This window comes from Streptomyces sp. NPDC047981, assembly GCF_040653315.1.
Taxonomy (GTDB): Bacteria; Actinomycetota; Actinomycetes; order Streptomycetales; family Streptomycetaceae; genus Streptomyces.
Genome location: NZ_JBEZNQ010000087.1, coordinates 1 through 23,350, shown reverse-complemented (window position 1 = coordinate 23,350; position 23,350 = coordinate 1). Strand labels below are relative to the sequence as shown.

13 protein-coding genes and 1 pseudogene are annotated in these 23,350 nt (G+C 69.2%); 10 read left to right on the top strand and 4 right to left on the bottom strand.

The features are described from left to right. Positions 1–295: 295 nt before the first annotated feature. Together AB0E14_RS33595 and AB0E14_RS33590 are read left to right on the top strand one after the other, a co-directional pair. Positions 296–865, top strand: a complete 570-nt coding sequence (locus tag AB0E14_RS33595; RefSeq protein ID WP_362427086.1) for a suppressor of fused domain protein — start codon at positions 296–298, stop codon at positions 863–865. 720 nt (positions 866–1,585) lie between these two features. Then, complete coding sequence (locus AB0E14_RS33590; protein WP_362427083.1) at positions 1,586–2,038, top strand: YidB family protein; 453 nt, start codon at positions 1,586–1,588, stop codon at positions 2,036–2,038. Here AB0E14_RS33590 and AB0E14_RS33585 read toward each other — a convergent pair. From AB0E14_RS33585 to AB0E14_RS33575, 3 genes and pseudogenes are all read right to left on the bottom strand, one after another. After that, positions 1,936–2,286: pseudogene (locus AB0E14_RS33585) on the bottom strand (hypothetical protein); the annotation flags it as partial. The gene AB0E14_RS33590 and the pseudogene AB0E14_RS33585 sit on opposite strands and share 103 nt — an antisense overlap. 638 nt (positions 2,287–2,924) lie before the next feature. Next, a complete protein-coding gene (locus tag AB0E14_RS33580) occupies positions 2,925–6,200 on the bottom strand; it encodes a S8 family serine peptidase (RefSeq protein WP_362427080.1) in 3,276 nt (1,091 codons plus the stop codon). Positions 6,201–7,707: 1,507 nt separating this feature from the next. After that, a complete protein-coding gene (locus AB0E14_RS33575) occupies positions 7,708–8,640 on the bottom strand; it encodes a hypothetical protein (protein ID WP_362427077.1) in 933 nt (310 codons plus the stop codon). 743 nt (positions 8,641–9,383) lie between these two features. Between AB0E14_RS33575 and AB0E14_RS33570 the strand changes: the two genes are divergently transcribed. From AB0E14_RS33570 to AB0E14_RS33535, 8 genes are all read left to right on the top strand, one after another. Beyond that, positions 9,384–10,016, top strand: a complete 633-nt coding sequence (locus AB0E14_RS33570) for a hypothetical protein (RefSeq protein WP_362427074.1) — start codon at positions 9,384–9,386, stop codon at positions 10,014–10,016. 350 nt (positions 10,017–10,366) lie between these two features. Then, positions 10,367–10,942: a hypothetical protein gene (locus AB0E14_RS33565; RefSeq protein ID WP_362427071.1), complete on the top strand. Its 576-nt coding sequence runs from the start codon at positions 10,367–10,369 to the stop codon at positions 10,940–10,942. Positions 10,943–11,795: 853 nt separating this feature from the next. Continuing rightward, on the top strand, positions 11,796–13,031 hold the full coding sequence (locus tag AB0E14_RS33560) for a transposase family protein (RefSeq protein WP_362427068.1): 1,236 nt from the start codon (positions 11,796–11,798) through the stop codon (positions 13,029–13,031). After that, a complete protein-coding gene (locus AB0E14_RS33555) occupies positions 13,028–13,771 on the top strand; it encodes an ATP-binding protein (RefSeq protein ID WP_362427065.1) in 744 nt (247 codons plus the stop codon). The genes AB0E14_RS33560 and AB0E14_RS33555 overlap by 4 nt, the downstream gene beginning before the upstream one ends. Positions 13,772–13,901: 130 nt before the next feature. Then, on the top strand, positions 13,902–15,035 hold the full coding sequence (locus AB0E14_RS33550; protein ID WP_362427062.1) for an ATP-binding protein: 1,134 nt from the start codon (positions 13,902–13,904) through the stop codon (positions 15,033–15,035). A 318-nt stretch (positions 15,036–15,353) separates the two neighbouring features. After that, a complete protein-coding gene (locus AB0E14_RS33545) occupies positions 15,354–17,690 on the top strand; it encodes a hypothetical protein (protein ID WP_362427059.1) in 2,337 nt (778 codons plus the stop codon). A gap of 526 nt (positions 17,691–18,216) precedes the next feature. Continuing rightward, positions 18,217–19,509, top strand: coding sequence for a hypothetical protein (locus tag AB0E14_RS33540; protein WP_362427056.1), 1,293 nt, complete (start codon positions 18,217–18,219; stop codon positions 19,507–19,509). After that, positions 19,509–20,108: a hypothetical protein gene (locus AB0E14_RS33535; RefSeq protein ID WP_362427053.1), complete on the top strand. Its 600-nt coding sequence runs from the start codon at positions 19,509–19,511 to the stop codon at positions 20,106–20,108. The genes AB0E14_RS33540 and AB0E14_RS33535 overlap by 1 nt, the downstream gene beginning before the upstream one ends. Positions 20,109–20,647: 539 nt before the next feature. Here AB0E14_RS33535 and AB0E14_RS33530 read toward each other — a convergent pair. Beyond that, complete coding sequence (locus AB0E14_RS33530; RefSeq protein WP_362427050.1) at positions 20,648–21,427, bottom strand: hypothetical protein; 780 nt, start codon at positions 21,425–21,427, stop codon at positions 20,648–20,650. Positions 21,428–23,350: the final 1,923 nt, after the last annotated feature.

The window sequence follows — 23,350 nt, the reverse complement described above, 5'->3', positions numbered from 1 at the left end:
GTCCAGGCAGTCGGGTGCCAGAGACGCTCAGCTCGCGGATGAAGTCCGTAAGCGCGGCGAAGATGGAAGGCCAGTCGGTCGCCGGGGTCGCGGCTGGCTCTGGCCCCGAGCTTCACAGTCTGGGGGTAGCGAGCTGCGACAGCAGTTGTTCACCGTCTCGGGAGGCAGGCGGATTCGGCCTGAGGCCATGTTCATGAGGTTCGGCTCTGGCTCAACTTCTGTGGACCTGTTGCGGAGCGTTACTGGTGACGGCCCCGGTGGCGTGCGCCGGTGAGCGATCGTGCAGGCTGGACACATGGCCGGACGCGTTGAGAAGTACCTCGCCCATCTTGATCGGCTTTCCGGAGGCAGGGAGCCCCGCTTCTTCCCTGTCGAGTCGACCAAGCAGGGGCTGCGGGGCGTGACGGAGATCGTGTACGACGACCTGCCGGACGGGCTTCTCACGGCGCTCACCTACGGCTTGTCGCTGGCAGAACATCCGGACTGGCGGAACGGCTCGCCGGAACTCTGCCTCAGCGTGAACTCGACCAACGTGATCTGGGCCCACGCGGTGGGCTTCCTTGCCGAGCAGCTCCGCGGAACCTGCCCATTCAGTTACGGCAGCACGATCAACTTCGGTGAGCGGATCGTGCCCGAGTCGGAGATGACGGCATTCTGCGTGTTCGCGCCGTTGGTCCTCGACAGGGACGACTACCTGGGCATCGATGTCGGCATCCCGGGACACGAGGGCCACGACGTGATCAACATCCAGGGGATGTACCCCATCCACGAGGTCGAGCGGCAGTTCATCAGCGAGTACGGGCTGGAAGCCTTCTGGAAGAGCGACTGGGAGCCCACCAACGTGCTCCGGCGCCCCGCGATCTGATCTGGGGAGGGCACCTGGTGGACAGCATCAGGCGAGCAGGACTCGCTGAGCCCTAGCTTCCCCAACCTCACGCCAGTGGGCCAGCAGCTACTTGCAGAAGATCAACATGCCAAGCTCACTGCCTGCTACGAGCAGGGCATGACGGCCGCGCAGGCATGGCACGACCTCATCGACAACCAGGACACGTGGTTCACCGAGGCGCGGATCCAGGAGCCGGCCTTCACGGTGTGGGTGGTGGTCTCCTCCTCAAGGCCGGGGTCGCACAGGCGATGCCAGCCGGGCCCGGTCGGGTCGTCGCTCTGCTGCGCTGCTTCGACCCAGGTGACGGGGATGGTGAGGCCGAGGACGGGCCGCGGCCGTGTGTGTGGACCTGGCCGAACGGCGACCGCCCGGCGCTTGAGGTGTGGTCCGCTGGACGCTGGCGGTACGCGCCGGTCTCGGCGCGGCACGACTGGTTCGATGGCACGGTGCGCCACCAGGTCGACGTGGACCTGAGCGGGACGTCGCTGATCTGCTCCCGCACGTACGGTTTGGCCGCAGCCCGGGTTGCGCCTGTGCCACGGGAGCGGCTCCACGCCGTCCCGCCCGGGGCAGTCCTGACCGCCGGTCTTCGGCCGGCACGCGTTGCAACGCGGTGCGGTGGGCTGTTGGGGTTGTCCTGTCGGCACGCGCGAGGCCATGCCCCAGCTGGGCCTTCGGGGACGGTGTTGGCTGGGTGCCATGTCAGAACGTGATCACACCTCGATCGCCCGGGAGCAGGTTGCCTCCTGGATGGGCGATGGCCCCAATGAGCCGCTCACGGCCGGGCAGGTGACCGGTGCTCTCGGTGGCGAGGACGCGTTGGCCGAACTGGCCGAGGCCGCGGGGAAGAGCCCGCAGCGGTTGGCGGCGGCGTTCGCCGACCAACTGCCCCGCCTGATCGACGCCGCCACCGCCGAAGGCACCCCGAAGCCGAAGCCGAAGCCGGAATCTGCGAACGCCGATGACGGCCTCGTCGTCATCGGCGAGGTCGACGGGGTGGAGGTGCAGATGAGATACGCGGGCCTGTACTACTACAGCCGGGGTGCGGATCAGCCGCACGAAGCAACGGTCTTCGCCCTTCGGAGTTCCGATGGCGCGAGCCGGTCGGTGATCCTGGAGTCCTCCCCCGCGCCCTCCGGTACGGGGGAGTAGACACGCCTCAGCTCGCTGTCGTGTAGGCCCCCGCGGGGCCGGCCGCCCGAGAGTTGCGTTCCGGGTCTCTGTTCGGCCGGGGTGTGGTCGTCGGCGGTGAGGGTGAGGTGCCGGATCCGTGCGCGGTGGAGCGCGAGTGTGTCCAGGGGCTGCGGTGTGGTGGTGTGCAGGTTTTCGGTGTGGGCGGAGGGCTGGGGGAGGCGGTGGGAGCGGTGGATGCTGGAGTCGTCGGCGAGCCGGACGGCGAGGGTGAGGGCTGCCGGCGGTCTGGTCGCGGCCGCGGATCCGGTCGCCGAGTTCGCAGGCGAGGTCGATCAGGGCCGCGCGGACGAGGACGGGGTCGAGGATGTCCCGGTGGGACCCGCACGACGCGCTGGTGGACTCGGGGCAGTTTCTCGACGGTGATCGTGCGGGGGGCGCGGCCGCGGGCCCGGTCCCGCAGGGTCCGCCCGGCGCTCCCGCCGAGGATCCGGGACGCGGTGGTCTCGTCGATCGCGGCGAGCGCGCGTCGATCGCGGCGAGTGCGTCGATCGTCGGGAGGGATCCAGTCGGGCGCGTACTGCTGCCACGACGGTGCCGGGGCCGGTGTTGGAGTCGTTTTCTCGCGTAGCTCTTGTCCTTTGCCTGCGCTCTTCTCACTGCTGACGTTGGTCCGGTTTCCTTCCCGGATGGTCAGCCAGTGAGCCTTTTCCCGCCTCACGCTGCTTGAGGTGGGAAAAGGGCTCCGTGGCTCTCACGTGACCCGATGACATCACTCAGCCCCTACAACCCCTCGGTGATCTCCCCGGCATCCCACGTACTCTGCGCGGGATGCGCGAGGGCCCGGCGCCACCAGGGGAATGGGTGACGCCGGGCCGGCTCGGTGGTGTTGCTCATGCGCCGAGGTTCACTTGCCGAGGAAGGCGTTGTGGACGGTGACCGCCGACCGGTTGTCCTGCTTGTCGGTGACGACGGCCTTCAGGGAGAGCGCCTTGCCCGTCTCCGGCGCGCGCACGGTGATCTTGCCCGCGACGACCGGGACGGACCGCCAGTTCTGGCCGTCGTAAGAGACCTGGACCCGCAGGGCCTTGAGGTTGGCTCCGGCCGCCGCGCCCTGGACGACGACGGGGAAGGTCTGCAGGACGCCGGCCGGAGCGGTGGAGTCCAGCGCGAGCTTCGGCTGGAAGCGGACCGTGGAGACGGGCAGTTCCGTCGGGGCGCCGGTGCTGCGGGCCGAGGTGAAGGTCCACGAGGCGTCGATGCGCGTGCCGGTCTGGTTGTACTTCGGGTCGCGGTTGACCGTGGTCGCCACCGTGTACGTCGCGGACTCCGCCGGCAGCGTGAAGCTCTCCCGGTCGACGGCGCCGTCCTTCTGCGCGTACAGCACACCGTTGCGGTGGACGGTGGTGGTCGCGCTGGAGTAGCGGGCGTTGCCGTAGTGGCCCGCTCCGTCGCTGACCATCGTGAACGCGCCGTGGATGTCGTCGTCGGAGCGGACGATCCCCTCGCCCGGCTCCATCCGGGGTCCGACCACACCGACGTTGACGTTCCTGGTGTACGTGTTCCCCGGCTTCAGCTGGGGCTCGGTGCCGAGGGAGTACACCACGTCGATGGGTCGGCCGCCGTCGGCGTCCGCCTCGCCCAGAACGAGCGCGGTGACGCTCCAGCCGATCCCGTCGTCCGTGCTCAGATACAGCTTCTGGGTGCCCGGTGCCGGGTGGGCGGGGTAGAAGTCGACGAAGCCGCCCGCGTCCGGCACCGAGCCCTCAGCCGAGAGAGCTCCGGCGACGCCGGGCGCGGACGCCCCGAAACCTACCGTGAGCAGGGCGAGATCCTTGGCCGCGTAGACCTTCTCGTAGCCGGTGGGCAGTTCCTTGACCACGCCGCCCGCGAGGGTCTGGTAGACGCTCGTGCCCCGCTCCCATCGGGCCGACCACTGCTGGGTGAGGGTGGCGTCCGCTCCTACCGAGCCCTGCCGTGCCATGCGGACGTTGTCGAAGCTCCGCGCGTCGAAGCCCTGGGCGAACCCGGCCTCGGGCGTCGAGACCGTGTAGAACATCCCCACGCGCGTCTGCCGAGCCGCCGCGTCCGGCACCTTGACCGTCACCGGCCGGGTGGTCCGGGCGTCGAGGGTGACGGTGGCGGGTCCGGTCACCGTGAGCCGGGGGTTGTGGATCAGGTCGAGGCCCATGCGCGGGTCCGCGGGATCGGCCTGCATGTCGGCCTGGAGGTTGTAGGTGCCGCGGGGCAGGCGGACCGTCGCGGAACCCGAGGACAGATCCGGGAGGAACTGCTGTTCCGAGGCGAGGCCCTGGTAGCCGTACAGATCGGCGCCCCAGACGGCGCCGGGCGCGTCGGGCCGCCCCACCGTCTCGAAGGTGACGTCGTAGGACTCGACCTCACGGTCCACCGTGGCCGGGGTGCGCACGCTCTGGCCCGCCCCGTGCGCGACGACCGTGGCCGCGTACGAGCCGTCGACCGCGCCGCCGATACGGGTGTCGGCCGTCAGGTCCACCGAGGCGGTGCCGCCCGCCGGGACCGTGATCCGCTGCGCCCCCAGGGTGAAGAACCCGGCAGGCGCGGGCTGCCCGTCGCCGCCGGTGGGCACCTCGAGCGACAGGTCGAGCGTCACATCGGCGGTGCCGCCGTTGCGGTAGGTGACCTGCTTGGTGACCGGCGCGTCGTCGTCGTGGGGCCACTGCTGGCGACCCAGGTGGAGCGGTCCGCCCTCGGAGAGGACCGTCTGGTCGATCGCCCGGTCGACGGAGAGGCGGCCCGCGCCCTGCTCGAAGACCGAGTGCGCGCCGCCCTTGGCCGAGCCGGTCAGGGCGGCCTTGAGCTGCGCCCCCGTCCAGGTGGGGTTCTTCTGCTTGAGGATCGCCGCGGCGCCCGCGACGTGCGGGGTCGCCATCGACGTACCGTCCAGGCCGACGTAGCCAGGCGGGTTCTGGTCCGGGGTGCCGGTCGCGGCGGCGGCCGTGATCCCCACACCGGGAGCGCTGATGTCGGGCTTGACCGCGTGGTCCTCCTTACGGGGACCGTGCGCGGAGAAGGGGGCGAGCCGGTCGTCGTCGTCGACGGCACCGACGGTCAGGGCCGCTTCGGCGGTGCCCGGCGAGTTGACCGTGCCGGGGCGGGGGTCCCAGAGGTTGCCCGCGGCGACGGCGAACAGGACGCCCCTCTCCGCGGAGACCTTGTCGATGTGGGCTTCCAGTGGGTCGATCCCGGGCCGGTCGGCGCTGCCGAGGCTCATGTTGATGATGTCGGCACCCTGGGCCACGGCCCAGTCGATCCCCGCGATGGACTCGGAGTCGCTGCCGTAGCCGTAGTCGTCGAGAACCTTGGCGCTGATCAGCCGCGCCCCGGGAGCCACGCCCTTGAAACGGCTGTCCTTCGCTCCGATGCCGGCCGCGGTGGAGGCGACGTGCGTGCCGTGCCCGACGCGGTCCACGGTGTCCGCGGAGCGGCTGAAGTTGCGTGCCGCCGCGACCCGTCCGGCCAGGTCCGGGTGGGTGTCGTCGATACCGGTGTCCAGGACCGCGATCTTCACGCCGGTGCCGTCGAGCGAGCGGCTCCAGGCCGCGGGGGCGCCTATCTGACCGGTGGAGCGGTCGAGCGAAGCCTTCCGCACGCCGTCCAGCCAGACCTTCGCGATGCCGGAGGACCTCGCCGCCGAGCCGTCGGTCCGGGGGCGGGTCAGGGCCTCCCACAGCGCCTCGGTGCTGCCGGTGGCGCTGGTGACGGCATCGGCGCCGAGAGAGGGCAGGGTCCGGTTGACGGTGGTGCCCTCGGAAGCCCGCACGTCGCTGCGGGCGGACTGGGCCGCGGCTCCCTGGTAGCCGACGATCACCTTGAGCCCGCCCCGGTAGGCCTTGCGGCTCTCCGGCTCGGCGAGTCCGGTGACGTCGAACAGCCGCTGGTCGAGCGTGCCGTCGGCGACAAGCCGCCGGGCATCGCGCGGCATCACGTAGGTGCGGCCTCCGTGGACCTGGGTGAAGAAGGGGATGTCCTCCCGGCCCTTGGCCCGCTCGATGCCCGCGATCCGGCCTTTGGCGTCCACGAGGACCCGGTCGCCGGTGATCAGGACGACGGAGTGCACGTTCTTGCCCGGCCCGGCGTTCTTGCCGCCGGCCGGTGACGCTGTGGTGAGGCCGCCGTCCTGCGCCGACACCGGGCTGGTCATACCCGCTGTCAAAGCCACGGCGGCAGCGGCGGCGACAGCGACCGCGTACGCCTTGTTCACTGGTGTGCGCAAAACTCCCCCTGCTCAGGAGCGAATCGGGCGGGCGGGGGCCTGGCCCGAACGGGGGCGTATTCAGACATGCGTACGCCCCGGATCCCTGAAGTATGTCGAGGGCGTTCGGGGCACTCAATGATCGTTCTGTGACGGGACGTTGACCATACAAAGACGTACCGGAAGGGGTGGGCGGGTTTCCCCCGCCCACCGCGAACAGCCTGATGAGCAGCACATCTTGAGACCTTTCAGGCACGGTGGCGGACGGTGGACCGGCAGACGCCTTCGATGTCCTGCCGCCCTCGGCAATCCCTCAGCAGCCGAGAACTCCAGATGCTCCGCCTCCTGCCGGACGGCTCTGCGTGCCCCGCGACAACCCACCGTCTCCGCCTCGGCCTGCACGCCGAACGGGGCCTTCGCCGGCTGAAGCTCGACGGGCCGGCGCCTGGCGGGGTGACGACGATCACGAGGGCTCTCGGAGAAGTGCCGCATAGGCTTGTGCGGTCGTCGACGCGCTTGTGCCGACCAACACGACCGCACTGGGGTGCGAACCTCCCCTCCAGGGACAAGGCGGGCCGAGCAGGTACACCGTTTCTTCCGGTGGCCTTGCCCCCCAAAAAACGGCACCGTGCCCATTCCCCAGGCCGAACGCCCGCGAGCGCCGCCCGAGAAGGAACTGCCGCTGATCCGCCGGAAACCGACGAACACAGTCCGGCCCGGCGACCTGGGCAGGAGCGACAAGTTCCGCCAGGACCGGCACTACCTCCACCCAGCCGGCAGGCCCTGGTGGTCTGCGGCGCCCACCTGCACATGCTGTTCACCTGGTACCAGACCGCCGGCACCACAACCGAGGAGGATCCTGCCGACGTGATCATGGTGCCCTCCGAAACGGCTCCCAGGGCCCTCGTCACGAACGGGCTCTCCCCACCCCGGCCGCCGACGACCGTCCACACGAGCACATGACGCCCCAGCACGACACGACGACCTCAAGCACGCCCAGCAGCAGCTCCGACGCTCCTCACGCACCCGAACCCAGGCCGATCCTCCGCCGGGCAACCGCCTGATGCCCCGTCCGCGTTCGGGCACCTCCTCGAACACACCCCACAAACGCCGAGATCATCCCGCCCAGCCTCTCGGCCGAACGGGATCTCGTGACGATTCTCGAGAGCTACTCAAGAACTGTCGTTGCCCGTTGACGAGGCTCTTTGAAATCCTGGTTTCCCCAACCGGCGCTCAGTGGTGCTCAGTGGATGTCCCCACGTCGCCCGCAGCCGGATGGTTCCAGGGCGGGACGGGCCAACTCGGCCGCGGACTGCCTGCTGATGGCGGCTTCCACCGGGGCCCCGCGTACGCGTGAGAACTCGTGACGGGGAGAGATGCCCTTTCATAGCTGTGTGCGCTCGTGGCGGCGCGGCGGTACACCCGGGCGTAGCAAGCGGGAGAGATTCGGCAGGGCTCAGATATGGGGCCAGTCCTGGCCGGCTGTCACCTCGCGTGCGATGCGATGCCACGGGTCCTCGCCGCCGGGTAGGGGCCAGGCCCAGGTCGGCTGTGCCGCGGTGTTCAGGTCGTCAAGGAGACGGACAAGCTGAGGGCCGGCGGTGGCGGCGCCGTCCGGGACAGTGGAACCGTGGACGTCACGGAGTCCGGCGAAGCGCGCCAGTTCGTCCTCGTAGAAGCCCACGGCCTGATCGATACGCGTGGCCAGGTCATCGCGCGGCACCGCGCGGTGCAACTGCAGCAGCGGAGGTTCGACCGATTCGGCGATCGCCGCGGCGAGCCGCGCGTGACCGTCGAGGACCAGGTGGCAGTCCAGGCCACTGACCCACCACAACAGGACGGGTGGCAGCGTTCCCTCACGGGCCTGCTTGCGGTACGCCTTGACCCGGCTCTCGTCGGCACCGGGCATCGGCCGCAGCGGAAGGACCTCCCACGAACCTGAATGGAGGTACCAGTCGATGAAGCCGTCCGGATGGCCGCCGACGAGCATCGAACTCCAGTACTCGGCATGCGAGGTGCCGGAGTGATGCCGGCGGCGGAGCGGACTGTCGCCTGAGAGCAGCCATCGGCCTTCGTGCAACGGGCTGCCTGGTGAGTCGCTGAGGTACTGCGAAAAGCGGTGCGCCCACCGCTGCGGGCTTCCCGCCAGGGCGCGCCCCACATCGGCGCGCAACGGCGGGACGAACGAGCGGTACTCGTCGGTGCGCCAGAAATCCACGCCCTGGAGCCGCTCGTCGACAACGGCGATCAACACAGGCCGCGACAACTGGGAGACCAGGAGCCGCGGCCCGGCGCTGAACACGCACAGCCCCGGCTGGTGGGGGCCCTGTACGTCCAGGGACAGGCCCACCCACGAGCCATCGCCCTTCGTGACATCGCTGCGCTGCATGCCGAGAGCGTAAACGGCTCACGCGGTGGACCCCGATGGCTCCCTTGCCCGGTCGACACGACCCACACACCCCACGTCGAGCCGGTGGCCTCGGTGGGTGTACGCGGAACTGCCCGTTGAAGCTCCTCACTCCGTTGAACGTCTGACCAAGAGAGGTGACGAGCGGCCCTGGCCGATTTCAGAGATCCCCATCACCGTGATCAAACACGCTCGGCCTGGACCACCCGGTCACAGTGATCCGGAGTGTGTACGGCCTCCGGTGCTGATCGCGGTGGCCTGCTCGCGCAGATCGGCCGGGGTGGGTGTTGCCGGCTGTGTCGGTGCGGGCGTTGCGCGGGCCGGCGGTACGCCGGCTGCCGGCCTTGCGCGAGGAGGGGAAGCTGACGACCCGGCATGTCCGGCTGGCGGCGGCGGACGCTTTGGGTGTGCGGGAGCGGGCGGTGTGGCGGCGGCCGAGGAGGACGAGGCTGCGGCTGCGGCGCCGGGGGGCGGGCACCGTACCCGGGAAGGTTCACCGTCACTGCGGAGATCCGGGCCCTGCTCGGGCTGTGGAAGGGCAACGTCGCTGCTGTGCACCGTGAGCTGAGTACTCGTGCGGCCCGGGGTGAGGGTGATCCGCCTCCCTCGGTTCCGACGCTGCACCGTGCGATCCGGCGTGACCTGACTGCGGGGGAGCGGGCGGGGCTTGCCGGCGGTAAGCGTGAGGCCCGCAAGCATGATGTGTTCCTGGCCCGGCCGCGGGGATGCTGGATGCCGGGTTCACCCCGCAGGAGATCCGGCACGCGCTCGTGTCCAAGTCCCTGCCCCGGCCGCTGCGGGCCACGGTCGCCGCGGTGGTCTCGCGGCGGCTGCGGGACCTGATCGCGGTCGGGCCCGTTGCTGGAGTCCTTCCGATTCCCGCGCAGTCGATGGGCAGCTCGGCAACACAGGAGCTCGAGGGCCGGGACGAGACCCCCGCCCCGAATTCCTGGGCTGATGAGCGGGCGCGGCTCGAAGCGGAGGTTGCGGGGATCGGCCGGCACCGCCCCTGCGCCGGGGACGGAGGCGTGTGCCCACGCCTTGCCCTGCCCGGGATGGACCTGTGCTCCGTCTGCCTCGGGGGCGAGCAGCCCACCTGCGCCGACGGCTGCGGTCGCGGAGTCATCGCCGACACCGTGCGCTGCATCACCTGCTCCCAGTCCACGGACGACGTCGGCGTGTGCCCCGGCCACGGTGACAACCCCTGCGGGCAGCCGGTCGTGACACAAGGTCTGTGCCGCAGGTGCCGGTTCGAGGCGGAGAAGGCCAAGCTCGCGGCGGAGGCCGAGTGGGAGGCTGCACGCGACGCGGCTGTGGCTGCTGCCCAGGCAGCCGATCCCGAGCCCACCCCTGTCTGACCCCCTGTACGGCCGTCTCGCGGCCTCCCCGCCGCATTCAAGTCTCCCTTTGGGTGCGGCGGGGGTTGATCGTCCGTCAGACCGCCACACAGGGCCCGTGACGGGCGACCGCTCCCCGGACAGACCAGGCCGAGAGCCCGCTAAACGCCGAGCTGCGACTGAGCGCTTCAGTTGGCGAGTGAGCGTGCGAGTTGGCGACTTGAGCGGGCAGCGTCGACGGCTCGGGTGAGCTGGGCGGCGTAGGCGTCGAGAAGCGGCTTCATCTGCTGGCGGAAGGGCACCCTTGTTCTGCCGGATCCAATGAATGGGCTCCGTGACGTGCTGTCGGCGGCTGCTTCTAGGGTTGCCTCATGGGTAGCTATTTTCAGACCGTCGTCGACCTCGACGCCACGCAAGCGGACGCCCACGCCCTGGCAGGCAGCGGACTCGACTGGCTGGTCACGGAGGGGATAGTTCGGGCCGAGCTCACCGACTGTGTTCTCGGGGCGCCCTCGGGGCATCCGCCCGGTCCCGCCTGGGCCATGGCGGTCGGTCAGGAGGACTGGGAGCCCAGCGACGGACTCAGGATCGAGACCAGCCGCACCGTATTCAACTGTGGTCAGGGCGAACCCATGTTCGCAGTGTGCCCCTATTGTGCCGCGCGGGTGGATTTCTACACCGCCCGGCTGGAGGAGATCGAGGGTGCGTGGGAACCCTTCGGCGAGGCCATCAGCGCCTGGAGCGACACAGGCAGCGCGGCAGTCGCCTGCCTGCGTTGTCGACGCCGTGGAGACCTGACTGTGTGGACCTGGTCGGATGACTACTTCGCCTTCGGGTATCTCGGTTTCGAGTTCTGGGACTGGCCCGATTTCAGCCCCGGGTTCCTCGAAGGTCTCTCCCGCGCGCTCGGGGGGCATCGCACGGTTCTCATGGAAGGCAAAGTCTGAGGGAGCCGGAGTTCGTGCGTCCTCCCCTCCACGCTCAACCCGGTGACGCTCGGAGCATGGCGAACAAGCCGCTGATGCCGTTGGCGGGCGAGTTGTGACGGTCAGGCGCGGTTTGACGGAGCACGTCCAGCTCTTCCTCGCCGAAAGCTCCGACAGCAGGTGCGATTTCTCGGTTTGGGGACAGTGGTGTGAGAGGCAGTCGGTTGTGGATGTGTTGATGCTGGTCGGGGGGTCTTTTAGGGGGTGGGGGGGCACTGTCGTGGTGGTGAGAGACCGGTGGGGGTTCGCTGTCGTGGGTCTTTATCGCGGTACGTGTGACGCTGTCTCAGTTTTGTGAGTTCTGATCCGCTGGCCGGTGGGTGGTTGGTGTGATCGGGGGGTGGATGAGGGGACTCACCCGCCGGGGTCGGGCGGGGATACGGACGCGGTTTTGCCGGCCGTGTCGGTGCGGGCGTTGCGGGGGCCTGCGGTACGCCGGCTGTTGGCCTTGCGCGGGGAGGGGAAGCTGACGACCCGGCATGTTCGGGTGGCGGCGGATGCTTTGGGTGTGCGGGAGCGGGCGGTGTGGCGGTGGCTGGCCGCGGCCGAGGAGGACGAGGCTGCGGCTTTGGCGCCGGGGGAGCGGGCACCGTATCCGGGAAGGTTCACGGTCACCCCAGAGGTGCGGGCTCTGCTCGGGCTGTGGAAGGGCAACGTCGCTGCTGTGCACCGTGAGTTGAGTGCTCGTGCGGCTCGGGGTGAGGGTGATCCGCCTCCGTCGGTTCCGACGCTGCACCGTGCGATCCGGCGTGACCTGACTGCGGGGGAGCGGGCGGGGCTTGCCGGCGGTGAGCGTGAGGCCCGCAAGCATGATGTGTTCCTGGCCCGGCCGCAGGGATGGCGGAACCAGGTCTGGGAGGCCGATCACGTCCAGGCCCCGGTCCTGGTCGACGTCGAGGGCGCTGCGCGCCGGCCGTGGGTCACCTGGTTCGTGGACTGCGCGTCGAACACGATCATGGGTGTGGCGGTCACCCCTGGGCATCCGTCGCGGGAGTCGGTCCTGGCCGCCCTCCGGGCGGCGGTGGTGCGTGAGGAGCCGTTCGGGCCGCAGGGCGGGCTCCCGGAGAAGCTACGGGTGGACCGGGGCAAGGACTTCCTGTCGAGGACGGTGACCGCCGCGTTCAACGCACTCGACGTCACCGTCGAGGACCTGCCCGCCTACACCCCGCACCTCAAGGGCACCGTGGAGGGCTTGAACCGGGCGGTGGAGTCGATGTTCCTGGCCGCGCTGCCCGGCTTCGTACGCCAGCCGCGCCCGGGCCGGCGCCGGGCGCGGCCGAAGGACGAGGTGCTCCTGGACTTCGAGGACTTCACCACCCGCCTGCTGGACTGGGTGGCCTGGTGGAACACCTCCCACCACCCGGGGCCGTTGAGGGGCCGTTCTCCGCTTCAGGCGTGGGAGGCGGATCCGACGCCGTTGCGCGAGATCAGCGCGGACGAGTTGTGGACGTTCACCCTGGAGGACGACGGCCGTGTCCGGGTGCTCTCCACCAAGGGCGTCCGCTTCAGGAACCGTGACTACGTGGCGGCGTGGATGACGGGCCTGGCGGGTGAGCGGGTGCGGGTCCGGTTCATGCCGCACCACGACCGCCGGATCGAGGTGTTCGACGCCGCCACGAGCCGATACCTGGGCCCGGCCGAGCTCGCCGACCAGGCGAGCCCGGAGCAGATCAGCGCGGTCCGTTCCGCACGTGCGGCACGCGGCCGGCGCCTGCGCAAGGACCTGGCCGCGGTCCAGCAGGAGCGCTACGGCGCCCAGGCCCGGCCCGGCCGGCCCGAGCGGTTGCTGACGCTCACCTCACGGGAAGCGGGACGGGAGCTCGCCGAGGGCAAGGCTTCGGACCTGTCCCGGCTGGCGTTGCCGGACCTGATCCCCCTGGCCGCGCCGCCCGCCGGCTGGCGCACCCCGCCTTCCCTCGCCGCCCGCACCCGCCGCACCCCTGAGAGTGGGCCGGCCGCTGACGAGCAGCCCCGTCCAGGCACTGCCGACGCCCACAGCCCGGGCGCTGCCGCCGATGCCGACACCACGGGCGAGGGAGAACCACGGTGACCGCCCCGACCTACCAGTACGCCGACCTCCCAGACGCCTGCGTGGTCGCCACCCGCGCCCTGCTCACCGCCCGGGAGAACATCGGCGACACCGTCGCCGCCCGCGCCATGATGTGCATCCACGGCGGCGCCGGCTTCGGCAAGACCCTCGCCGTCAACACCTGCCTGCGCGAACTCGAACCCGGCGAGGACATTCACAAGATCACCTTCCGTGCCCGGCCCACCGCCCGCGCGGTGCGCTACGAACTGTTCACCGCGCTCCGCCTGCCCGGTGAACCACCACGCCACCCCAGCGAATTCGACCGCCTGCTCAAGACCGCACTGGCCGAACGCCCCCGCACCTTCCTGGTCGACGAGGCCCAGTGGCTCAGCGGAGAGGCGTTCGAGTACTTCCGCTACCTGTGGGACGAACCCGCCACACAACTCGCGATCATCTTCGTCGGCGGCGAGGGCTGCCACACCGTGCTGCACCGCGAGCCGATGCTGTCCTCCCGGATCTTCATCTGGCAGCACTTCACCCGCCTCACCCCCAACGAGGTCCTGGAGGTCGTCCCTCTCTTCCACCCCATCTGGCAGGACACCGACCCCGGAGACATCACCTTCGCCGACGAGCACGCCGCCCACGGCAACTTCCGCAACTGGGCGAGACTGACTGCCCATCTGCGTACCGCCCTGGCCCGCACAGGGCGTGCACGGGTGGACCGGGAGGTTCTGCGGTGGGCCTTCAGCCGCCTGGGATGACCGCCGGCACGGCGGCCGCGCCCAACAGCCCATCGATCGAGCACTGCGGGCAGCGTGCGAGGGTCCGCACGCTCCCGACCCCGGCCGCCACGACGGCGCCGGTTTCCTTCGTCCGGTGAGGGGCTGACGGATGGCGCAGGTGATCCGGGAGGGCATGCTGTCCCATGCGGTGCTGGTCGAGCGCCTCCTCGCGATCGACGAGGCAGGCCGGCTGTTCGGTCCGCACCGCCAGGCCGCGGCGCACCTTGCCCGTGTGCCGGTGAAGACGGTGACACGCTGGCTGTGGCAGGCCCGCGACGAACCCCCACCCCGGACCCCGCCCGCCCGCGCGGGATGGTGGCTGAAGGCACCCGCCTGGGACGAGACGACGTGGACCCGGATGGACGCTCTGCTGGCAGCCGAAGGCGACCTGCGCCGCGGCCGGAAGCCGGGTCCCCGCCCTGCCGCCGACCTGTCCACACCCCTGGGCCGGGCCCGCCGTTGCCCCTGCGAGGGCGACCACCCCTTCGTGGCCGGCCCCGACTGCGCCGCGGCGGGCGTGGACACGCTGATCCCCGAAGCGGACGTCGTGGTCACCGACACCCTGGAACGGACCGCCGCTGCCCTGCGGCACGTCGTGGCCGCCGGCGGCGTGATGAACATCGACGGCGCCCCGGGAGCAGGCAAGACCATCGCCCTGCAGTACGCCCTCACCTGCCTGCCGCCCGGCCCGGCCGTCCGCCGCGTCCAGACACCCGTGAGCGCCACGGTCTCCCAGCTGCGCCACGCGATCGCGGAAGCACTCGCACTCAAGGTGCGCTCCGACAACCGGCGCAACACCACCGACCAGGCCCTGGCCACCGCGCTGCGCAGCCCGCACGTGCTGGTGTGCGACGACATCCAGCGGCTTTCGCCACCCGCCCTGGAGTACCTGTGCCGCCTGGCAGCCGACCCCGGCGCACCCACCACCCTCGTCCTGGCCGGAACGGGAAGCACGCAAGCCCTCCAGCGGATTCCGGAGCTCGCCTCCCGCATCCTGACCCGCCGGCACATCCCGCCGCTCACCCGCGCACAGGCCCAGGCCGTCCTGCCCGCCTTCCACCCGCTCTGGGGCAGGGTGCCGCCACAGCACATCGCCCGGGCCGACGAACGCTGCGCCCGGGGCAACTTCCGCGCCTTCGCCCAGATCACAGCCCACGTCATCGACGCCGTCCTGACCGACTCCCTCGCGCACTCCGGCAGCGCCCTGGTCGAGGCGGCATGCCGCCGGCTCGGGGGCATCTGAGCGGCCCCCGGCGCCGCTGGGGAGTCCATGAGGTCCGGTGTCACTGGCGTGGGGCGACACACCTGTGCAGCCGTGAAGGGGTGGGTTGGTGGCAGCGGTGATCGTCAGCATGGTCGAGGCTGTTGTTCCTGCTTTGTGCCCGGCGGGGCTGCTGGTCTTGGCTGCCAGGAGGTGACGAGGCTGCTGCCGTAAGGCGCGTATGTCCTGTGCCGCTGGCTGCCACGGGACATGACTGTTCCAGTGCAGCACTGGATGGTGTGAATGGGGATCTTGCTTGATTCTTCTTCGTCTGGGGCGCGTGGCTGGGATGCTGCGTGGATGCGTGAGCAGGCGTACTCGTTTGTGCCGTTGTCGGTGTCGGCGCGTCCTCCGCGGCTGGTGGTCGTGGTCCCGCATGACGAGGACTGGGTGCGATGGATGGCACTTGGGCTTATGCGGGTGTCGCAGATGTGGGGAGGCAGTGGCAGCGTGGTCGTTCCCGCAGCCGCGGTGGGTCACGGCGGGGTGGAGCGGGCTTTGGCTCAGTTCGGACCAGATCACGTTGTGGCCTATCACCCCTCGTGGGACTCGGTCGACAAGCTCTTCCCGGGGCTGGTGGATCGACTCATCGCAGGTCAGCAGGTCGAGGACCCGGCGGCTCGTGAGGCGGCCACGCAGATGCTGCGAGAAACAGTCTGGAGCCACGCCCTCGTGGGGCAGGCTGAGGAAGCCGCTGAAGCCCTGCGCTCGCGTCTGGGGGTGAACCGACGCGAGGATCATGTTCAGCTGACTCACCTCTTCGATGCCTGTTCCCCGTCCGAGCTCACTGCGCTTGGGGATGTGGCTCAGGTGCCGTTGTACGGGGTGCCGCGTGGGCTGGTGACGACGACCGAGGCACTGTCCTTCGCCATGGTGATAGGAGTGCAAGAGCAGTTGGGCATGGCGGAGGCAGATGTCTCCGCGTGGCAAGCAGCCACGGTTCACCAGGCTGAGCCGGAGGCGGTAGCCGAGGTCCGTGTGGCCGCAGGTCCGGATGCCCTCGCTGTCAGGTCACACGAAGCGGCGCTGTGCATATCGGTCCAGCGTGGGATCCCGAACCGGGACGCCTTGCTCGTGTTCGGGGGCAGGCCCGAGGACTACGCCCTGGCCGAGGCGCTGAGGCAGACGCACAGCCGTGTCTTTTGGGTTCCGTGGAGCGAGCCGTCCCGGACGGAGGGATGGCTCTACGTCCGGTCCTACACACAGGACCGGATCCTGGCGACGAGCGCGTCCTTGACTTCCGACGAGGTGCGGGAAAGGGCTGCCGCCAGCTGGCGATTGCGTATCCCGTCCGTGGACCCCGACCGCGATGTGGCTCCTGAGGTGGTGGCTTCCGCGGAGGTGGATTTCTCCTGCCGGCAGATGGTTGTGCTGCGCGACGCCTGGGAGCAGCCGCGCTCGCTGCCGGTGCTGGTGAGCGAAGGGGGAACCCTCGCCGCAGCGCTCAGCTTGCCGGGAGAGGTCCCTGCCGGTCTTGACCCCGATCGGCACCGATGGCAGGTGACGCTCACGGCTAAGAACCATCCCGTGCCGCCTCTCCACGCACTGGCGAGCTCCGCTGTGATTGCAGCTGATCAGAACCCGTGGGAGACCTTCGTCAGGCCTGCGGATGGCGGGATCACCTATTGGTCCCATCGGTTCGACTTCGTTTCTGCGGGCGCATCTCTCGCCGGGCGGCTAGCGGCTCCCAGGCTGTCCTGGCCGTCTATCGGGAAGGTTCTGCAGCACGCTGCCGCAGCCCAGGCCGTAGAGATCCGCCCCAGCGCGGCTGGGAAGCGGGCCGCCATCGCGGAGAGGCTGCTAGGTTCGCGCACCGAGCTGGAACAGCTTGCCTCCAGCCCCGGGTGGCCGGTGCTTCGTGCGTTCACGTCGAAGAAGGCGGACTGGGAGCTGCCACCAGGCAGTGCGTGGAACCTGAAGTCGGGGCTCGTGCTGTCGTGGGATGCGGTTGCTGCGTACAAGAAGACGGACTGGAATGAGCACGCAAGGCGCGCCGACCTGGACAGATGGGTGAGTCAGGGAGTCGTCCGGCGTGGGCTCGTCCTGGGCTGCTGCCACTGCCCGATCTTTGAGTTCTACCCGCTCGCTGAGATCACTCAAGCCTACTCGTGCCGGCGATGCGGTGGTGAGAACAGCCTGATCCAGGGACGGTGGAAATCGCCCCTCCCTGAGCCGGGCTGGTACTACGAACTGCATCCAGCGGTACATGAACTCGTCGAGAATGACGGAGACGTGCCCCTGCTGGCGACCCAGTTCCTTCGAACCCAGCACTGGGCCCGCCCAGCGCTGGTGTGCGAGGAGTTCGAGGTACTCCGAAGCGGCAGCCCGTTCGTGGAGATTGACTTCGCCCTCGCCACGTTGGACAAGGTGTGGCTCGGAGAAGCAAAGAGCGGGAATGCCCTCGGGGGCACTCCCAAGGAGCAGAAGCGCGAGGCATGCAAGCTCATTGAGGGCTGCGTTGCCCTTGGGGCAACCGGGCTCGTCCTGGCCACGTCCAAGCCCGCGTGGTCCGATGCAACGGTGAGGACACTCCAGCACGAAGTACAGGGCAGGCGGGTTGCTGCACGCGCTACTCCCACGATCGTTCTTCTCGCCGGTCTCGGCACGAAACCCGACGTCACTGTGCTGGACGCCTGATAACGCACCCGAGCGTGACCGTGGCCGAGGCGCTTCGGGGCGCCGGACGTCGCCATCCCTGAGTGGGCGGCGCAGTACAACGCCCGGAATGCGACGGAGCTCCGCGGCCTGCGTTCGCGATAGGGCGGGTGCCCGCGCACCCAATCGGCGCCGAAGCGGGCGACCCATGAACGGCACCGTCCAAATCAGTGAAGCGGTTTACGCATTTCTGATGCGTTTTCCGCATCAACTGTTCTAGGGTTGCATCATGGTGATGGGTACTGAAGAGATCCTCCGTCTCACGGTCGCCGCGTTGATGACGCGTACCGGCGAACGGCAGGGTGACCTGGCTGCCGGGCTCGGCCAGTCCCAGGCGCAGGTGTCCCGCAAGCAAGCCGGCCGCGCTCACTGGTCGTTGGAGGACGTCGACCTCCTGGCCGCCCACTACCAGCTCCACGTCCTAGACCTCCTCGCAGGCCCGACACACGCTGTGGCCGTTCTTCACGGCATCGTCCCGGGCAGCCTGCCCCCGCTCTCCGCTCCACCTGTGAAGCTCCCCGCGCACGCGCAGCCTTCGCCGCCGGAGCGTGAGCCGGTGGGGCGGTGTGTCCTGTGCGGGGAGCCGGCGTACGACGACGTGGACGGCTACCCCCAGCACCTCAACCCTGCAGACTGCCCGGCCCTCGCCGCCGACGCCCACCAGGCCACGGCCGCCGTGCTTCCCACCGACGCCGAGGAGCACGTCACGGCGCCCGTCCCCGACTCGCCGGCCGCGCCGCCGCCCCAGGCCGCTCCGCCCGCCCCTGAGACCGCGCCCGCGCCCGGGCCGACTGCTCCGCCCGCCGCGGTCGCCGCGCAGGTCAACTCCCGCACATCTGCTCCGGGTTACGCCTCCACCACCTTGGTGGAGCAGATCACGGACACGGTGCACGAGGTCCTGGCCGCGTGCTCCGGGGACGTCGACGCGGCGCACGCGGAGCTGATCAAGCGTGCGATCCCGGATGTGATGACGCTGCTGAAGAAGTCCCGGGTGGGCGGCCGGTACGAGCACTCCGAATTCCCACCGACCGACGAAATCCTGCAAAAACGCTCCCAGAAAGGCGCCGACGACATCTGGGAAGGCCGCCCGAAATGGCGTAACCGAGACCTCTTCGCCGCGGCCAAGAAGGGCGAGCAGATCGAGGTGACCGCCCTCGACATGAACGCGGCCTATCTCTCGGCACTCAAGTCCTGGCTCCCCATCGGCCAACTCCTCGAAGACACCAGCGGCGTACACAACCCCAAGAAGGCCGGCGTCCACCTCATCACCCCCGCCACCTGGCAACACACCGACCTACCCAACCCGTTGGGCAACCGCATCGAGCCCGGCGAACTGTGGGTGACCGAGTCCACCCTCCGCCTACTCCTCGACTGCGCCCGCCAGGGCCTCGCTGACGCCCCCACGATCCACCGCTCCCTGGTCTCCGGCGCCTCCGAAGCGCTGCTGGAAAAGCTCCGCCGCGCCCTGGCGGAAACCCGCAAGAACGCTATCGCCGGGGGCGACGAACTGACGGTGGCTTACGTCAAGGCCATGTATTCTAAGTTCGTGTCAACTATCGGCGAGTCCAGCGCAAACCGGGAAATTCGCCGCCCGGACTGGATGCACATCATCCGCGCGAAGGCCTTTGCGAACCTCTGGATGAAATCCCACAAGGCACACCGCGCAGGCCTCCAGATCGTCGAGATCTCCGGCACGGACGAACTCCACGTCGTGGGGGACTGGCGCACAGTTTTTCCGGAGGGCCGGCACCTGAACCAGGTTAAGGAAAAGGACACCTACATCCTCGGAGGTAGGCGCTGATGGCGGGCTCATCAGAACTGTGGCGCCGCTGGGGCGACTTCGGAAGATACAACGCCCGCGGGATCAAAGGCGGTGAAGCCCTGATCCTGGAGTTGAACCGGATCGTCTACTCGTCCGGTATCTCCTCGCCCGTCACGTCCCACCGCGGGCTCTCGGCGCGGCTGCGCTACCTCGACAGCGCGGCCGGCCGCGAGGCACTGAAGAACCAGGGCGTCACATCCCGGACGATCAAGTCGTGGATGCGGGGCAAGTCCAAGCCCTCGAAGGCGAACCTGGAACGCATCGACAGCGCCTACTGGGAGCGCCGCCGGGCGAACCTGATCCGCTCCGGATGGCTCAAGCGCCACCTCGACAACAACGGCCGCGGCCGCCGCATGGAGATCTACCCCGTCGACCAGACCCAGGTACCCGAGCAGCGCCGCCGCCCCACCCTGTCCCAGCGCTCGATCACCGTCCGGTACATCTGGAACGACCTCGTCGACGCCTACGCCGACCAGGACGACGAGCTGATGGACGAGATCTGGGACGACGTCATCACCGATCTCGACTCCGACTACGCCGCCTACGCGTACGTCGCCTCTGTCGGCATCGGCGCCTGACCCGGAGTGCGTCCGCGCCGCACCGGCTCGCCTCTGCCCGGCCTGCCTTCTCCGACAACCTTCGCCCCCATCACGGCGTCCGCGACCGCCGACGGCGTCACCGTGACCGAAGGCCACCTCGGTCCGCTGGGACATGGGCGAATCGTCACCTGTGCAACCGCCCCGGCACCCGCTACACCCCCGACAGGGGCAAGACCCCCTCCCTGACGTGTGGCCACCTCTACGAGCAGCTCGCGCACGACAAGCCCGACGAGCGGTACGCGGGCCGGGCCACCGTGACCTGGACAGTGGATTGGACCGCGCCCGCCAAGGTCGAGAAGACCACGTTCCTGAACTAGTTGCCGATCTCCCGGCGAAGGGTGGGGATGCTGAATCCCGACGCCGCGAGGCCGGCGAGTACCGCGGCGGCGATGCCGCCAGCGCCAACGTAGGCCAGATACCCGACCCTCCTGCTCGCCGTCGGGAAGCCGCCCCCCGGATCGGCGCCGGCTCGAATTCTGGGGGCGTTGTCACGATCTCCCCGTAGGGAGCCGAATCTGTTAACTGCCGTCGATGCCCTCGAAGGGGTCATAGGGTGCGGGCTGGCTGAAGTGGTGAGCGGCTGTCTGGCCGGGTTCGAGGCGGCCGAGAGTGTCTGGGTTGAGGTCGTAGACGTTGCGGGTGCGGAGCTCGTCTTCGAACAGCCCTTGGTGCAGGGGGCGCCGGGAGACCTTGACCAGCTCGTGCTGGGCGAGCTCGCTGAGGCCTTTTCGGCGGGTCTCGTCGCTGATGTCGTAGCGCTCGCGGCCGATACGCGGGGAGAGCCAGACCTGCTTGTTCTCTCCGCGTCGCTCGTGCAGCAGGACCAGATACATCGCGATCGCGGCACCGCTCAATTCCATGATCCATCCGTTGGTCCACAGCGATGACGGCAGTTGGACGTACAGATGCTCCTCGCGCTGCGCCCGGTTCTTTGCCTGCTTGATGGCGATCCCGGGGGGCTCGTAGGCGCGTCCGGTGCCCGCGTCGCTCAGGAGGTGGACGGCGGAGGAGGCCCCAGGCCGTCGCCTCAACTCCACGAACGCCTCGCGGTTAAGCCAGCTCAGTGCGTCCTGCACTCGGCGGGTGCCGGGGGCGCTGTTCCCGTATCCGAGCAGCAGCGCCCATGCCTGGGCCGGGTTGGAGAAGACCGGCTTGCTCTCGTTCCGCGCTAGCCACAGCATCGACAGATACAGCTGGAGCCGTGTCTTCCCTCCGCGGCCACCACTGCCTCTGAGGAGCCGCGCCAGCGGCGGCGGGTCCTCCTCGGGACCGTTGCGGGCGATGAATCGGTACCGCACGGCAGCGCTGGTGGCGTTGCCCGCTCGCTCCCGGGCCTGCTTCGCAGCGTGGCGCTGGAGAAAGACTGCCTGCGGGTCTGACCTTGGATTATTTACCCGGCTCACAAGATAGCTTCCTTGCAAATAGTCAATCTCGTAGTCCCTAAGCTAAGCGTAGCGCCTAGCGAGGTCTAAGCGTAGGGGTTCATTGGCTAGATTGGTATTTTCAGGGTGTTCTTCACGTAGGGTAGTGGGGTTAAAACGGTGAGTCTTGCGGCCTATGCTCGGGGCATGCTAGTGTGATCACACGTTGAAGCACTCACCCGATACGGGCCGGCCAGGTACGCCGACTTAAAGGGTTCGGGGGTGGAGGCGTAGCGAACACCTGCGGGGCGACACTCTGCGGGCCCCTGCAAAAGGGCTGACACCCTGGGGTTTCCGCTGTCCCACAGGCCCCCGGTCCGGGCCTGACCGCAAAGACGTTTCGCGGAACGGTGGGTCCCATAGGGACCCACCGTTTTTCTATGCTCCGCAGCACCAGGTCCCCCACGGCCCCGTGGGGGACCTGGTGCTGGCCGTGGCCGGGTGCCTGAAGGCGGGTGGCGGCCGCGAGGACAGCCCCGGCTACACCGAGGCGGAACGCACGCGTGCTGGCGGATCTGGCAGGGCGACGACGTGGTGAAGGCCCGCATGGAGCTGAAGAACCACCCCGACGCCCTGCCGCCCGTCGTCGAGGCCGCATAGAAGGAGGCAGGGCGTCGTGCGGGACATGCCGATCTCCGAGCGCCTGGAGAAGAAGCGTGCCGTCCTGGCCTGGCTCGACTACCAGCGCCGCGAGATCACCGAACTCGAAGCCCAGGAGCGCGAGCAGGGCCGGCGGGTGGCCGTCGCGCGCGGAGCGGATGGAAGATCGAGCCCTCCCTGGCCGGTACGCCCGTGCTGCACCGGGGAGGCTGCGCCATGTACAGCGGCTACGCCGACCTCCTCATGGCTGCCGGCGAACGCCCCCCGGACCTGGAGATGCGCCAGATCTGCTCCCCGTGGGGGAGCCTCGGGATCGAGAGGCCGGCGCCCGCTCGGAAGGCGCAGCGACGGCATGTCCTAGAAGGCATTCCGCGGAGGCGGGCAAGGCGACAACGTGTCCGCACACGGAGCGGCTCGTTCTTCAGCATGAAGCGGGACCGCAGGCCCGCCTCCACCTATCGCCGCAAGGCGACGAACGGCCCCGTCAGCCCCCACCGCCGACGGGGCCTGTTTCGTTCCCGACCTCCTGATGAGCACCGCCCCCTGGTTCGATCAGGCTGGGTTTCTGGGGTCACTGAATGCGGATTCAGAATGCCCGAATGCGATTCCTGCATCTTCCTTGATGTCTTGTCTTTTGTGGTTTGTGCATGGGGTTTTATTGGAGTGTCAGTTGGGGTATGGTTGCCGGGTTTTGTGGTTTTGTCATGTGGGTGTGTGTGGTGGGTTTTTGAGGATTCCTCATACTCGATTTCCGGCCCCGAGTGACCCCCTCCCCTCTTGCTGCCGTCTAAGTGGTGTAGACCTTATGCCGGTCGGCGTGCGGCCCGTGGTGGCACTGTGGGTGTCCGGTGTGCCGACCGCAGGGAGGGTGGACAGGGGCCCGGTTTGCCTGCATGCTGTGACGAAGATGGAGAGCGTGGTACCGCAGGACGGAGAGGCCGGCCCCGCAGGGGACGGAATCGAACCCCCGGACCGAAAGCAACCGAGCAGCTCTCTGACCAGTAGGAACACCCCCGCAGGGGGTGTGGAGCCCACGACCAGGCCCCCACGGTCGACGCGAGCTCCCCGACAGGGCCGGGCCAGCCCGCAGTCACCGAAGGTGACTGCGAGATCGTCTGTCAGGAGCTGGGTGGGCGGCTTCCGATCGAGCGGGGCACCTTCCAGCTGTTCGTGGAGCATTCCGGCCCCCAGCACCTGCGG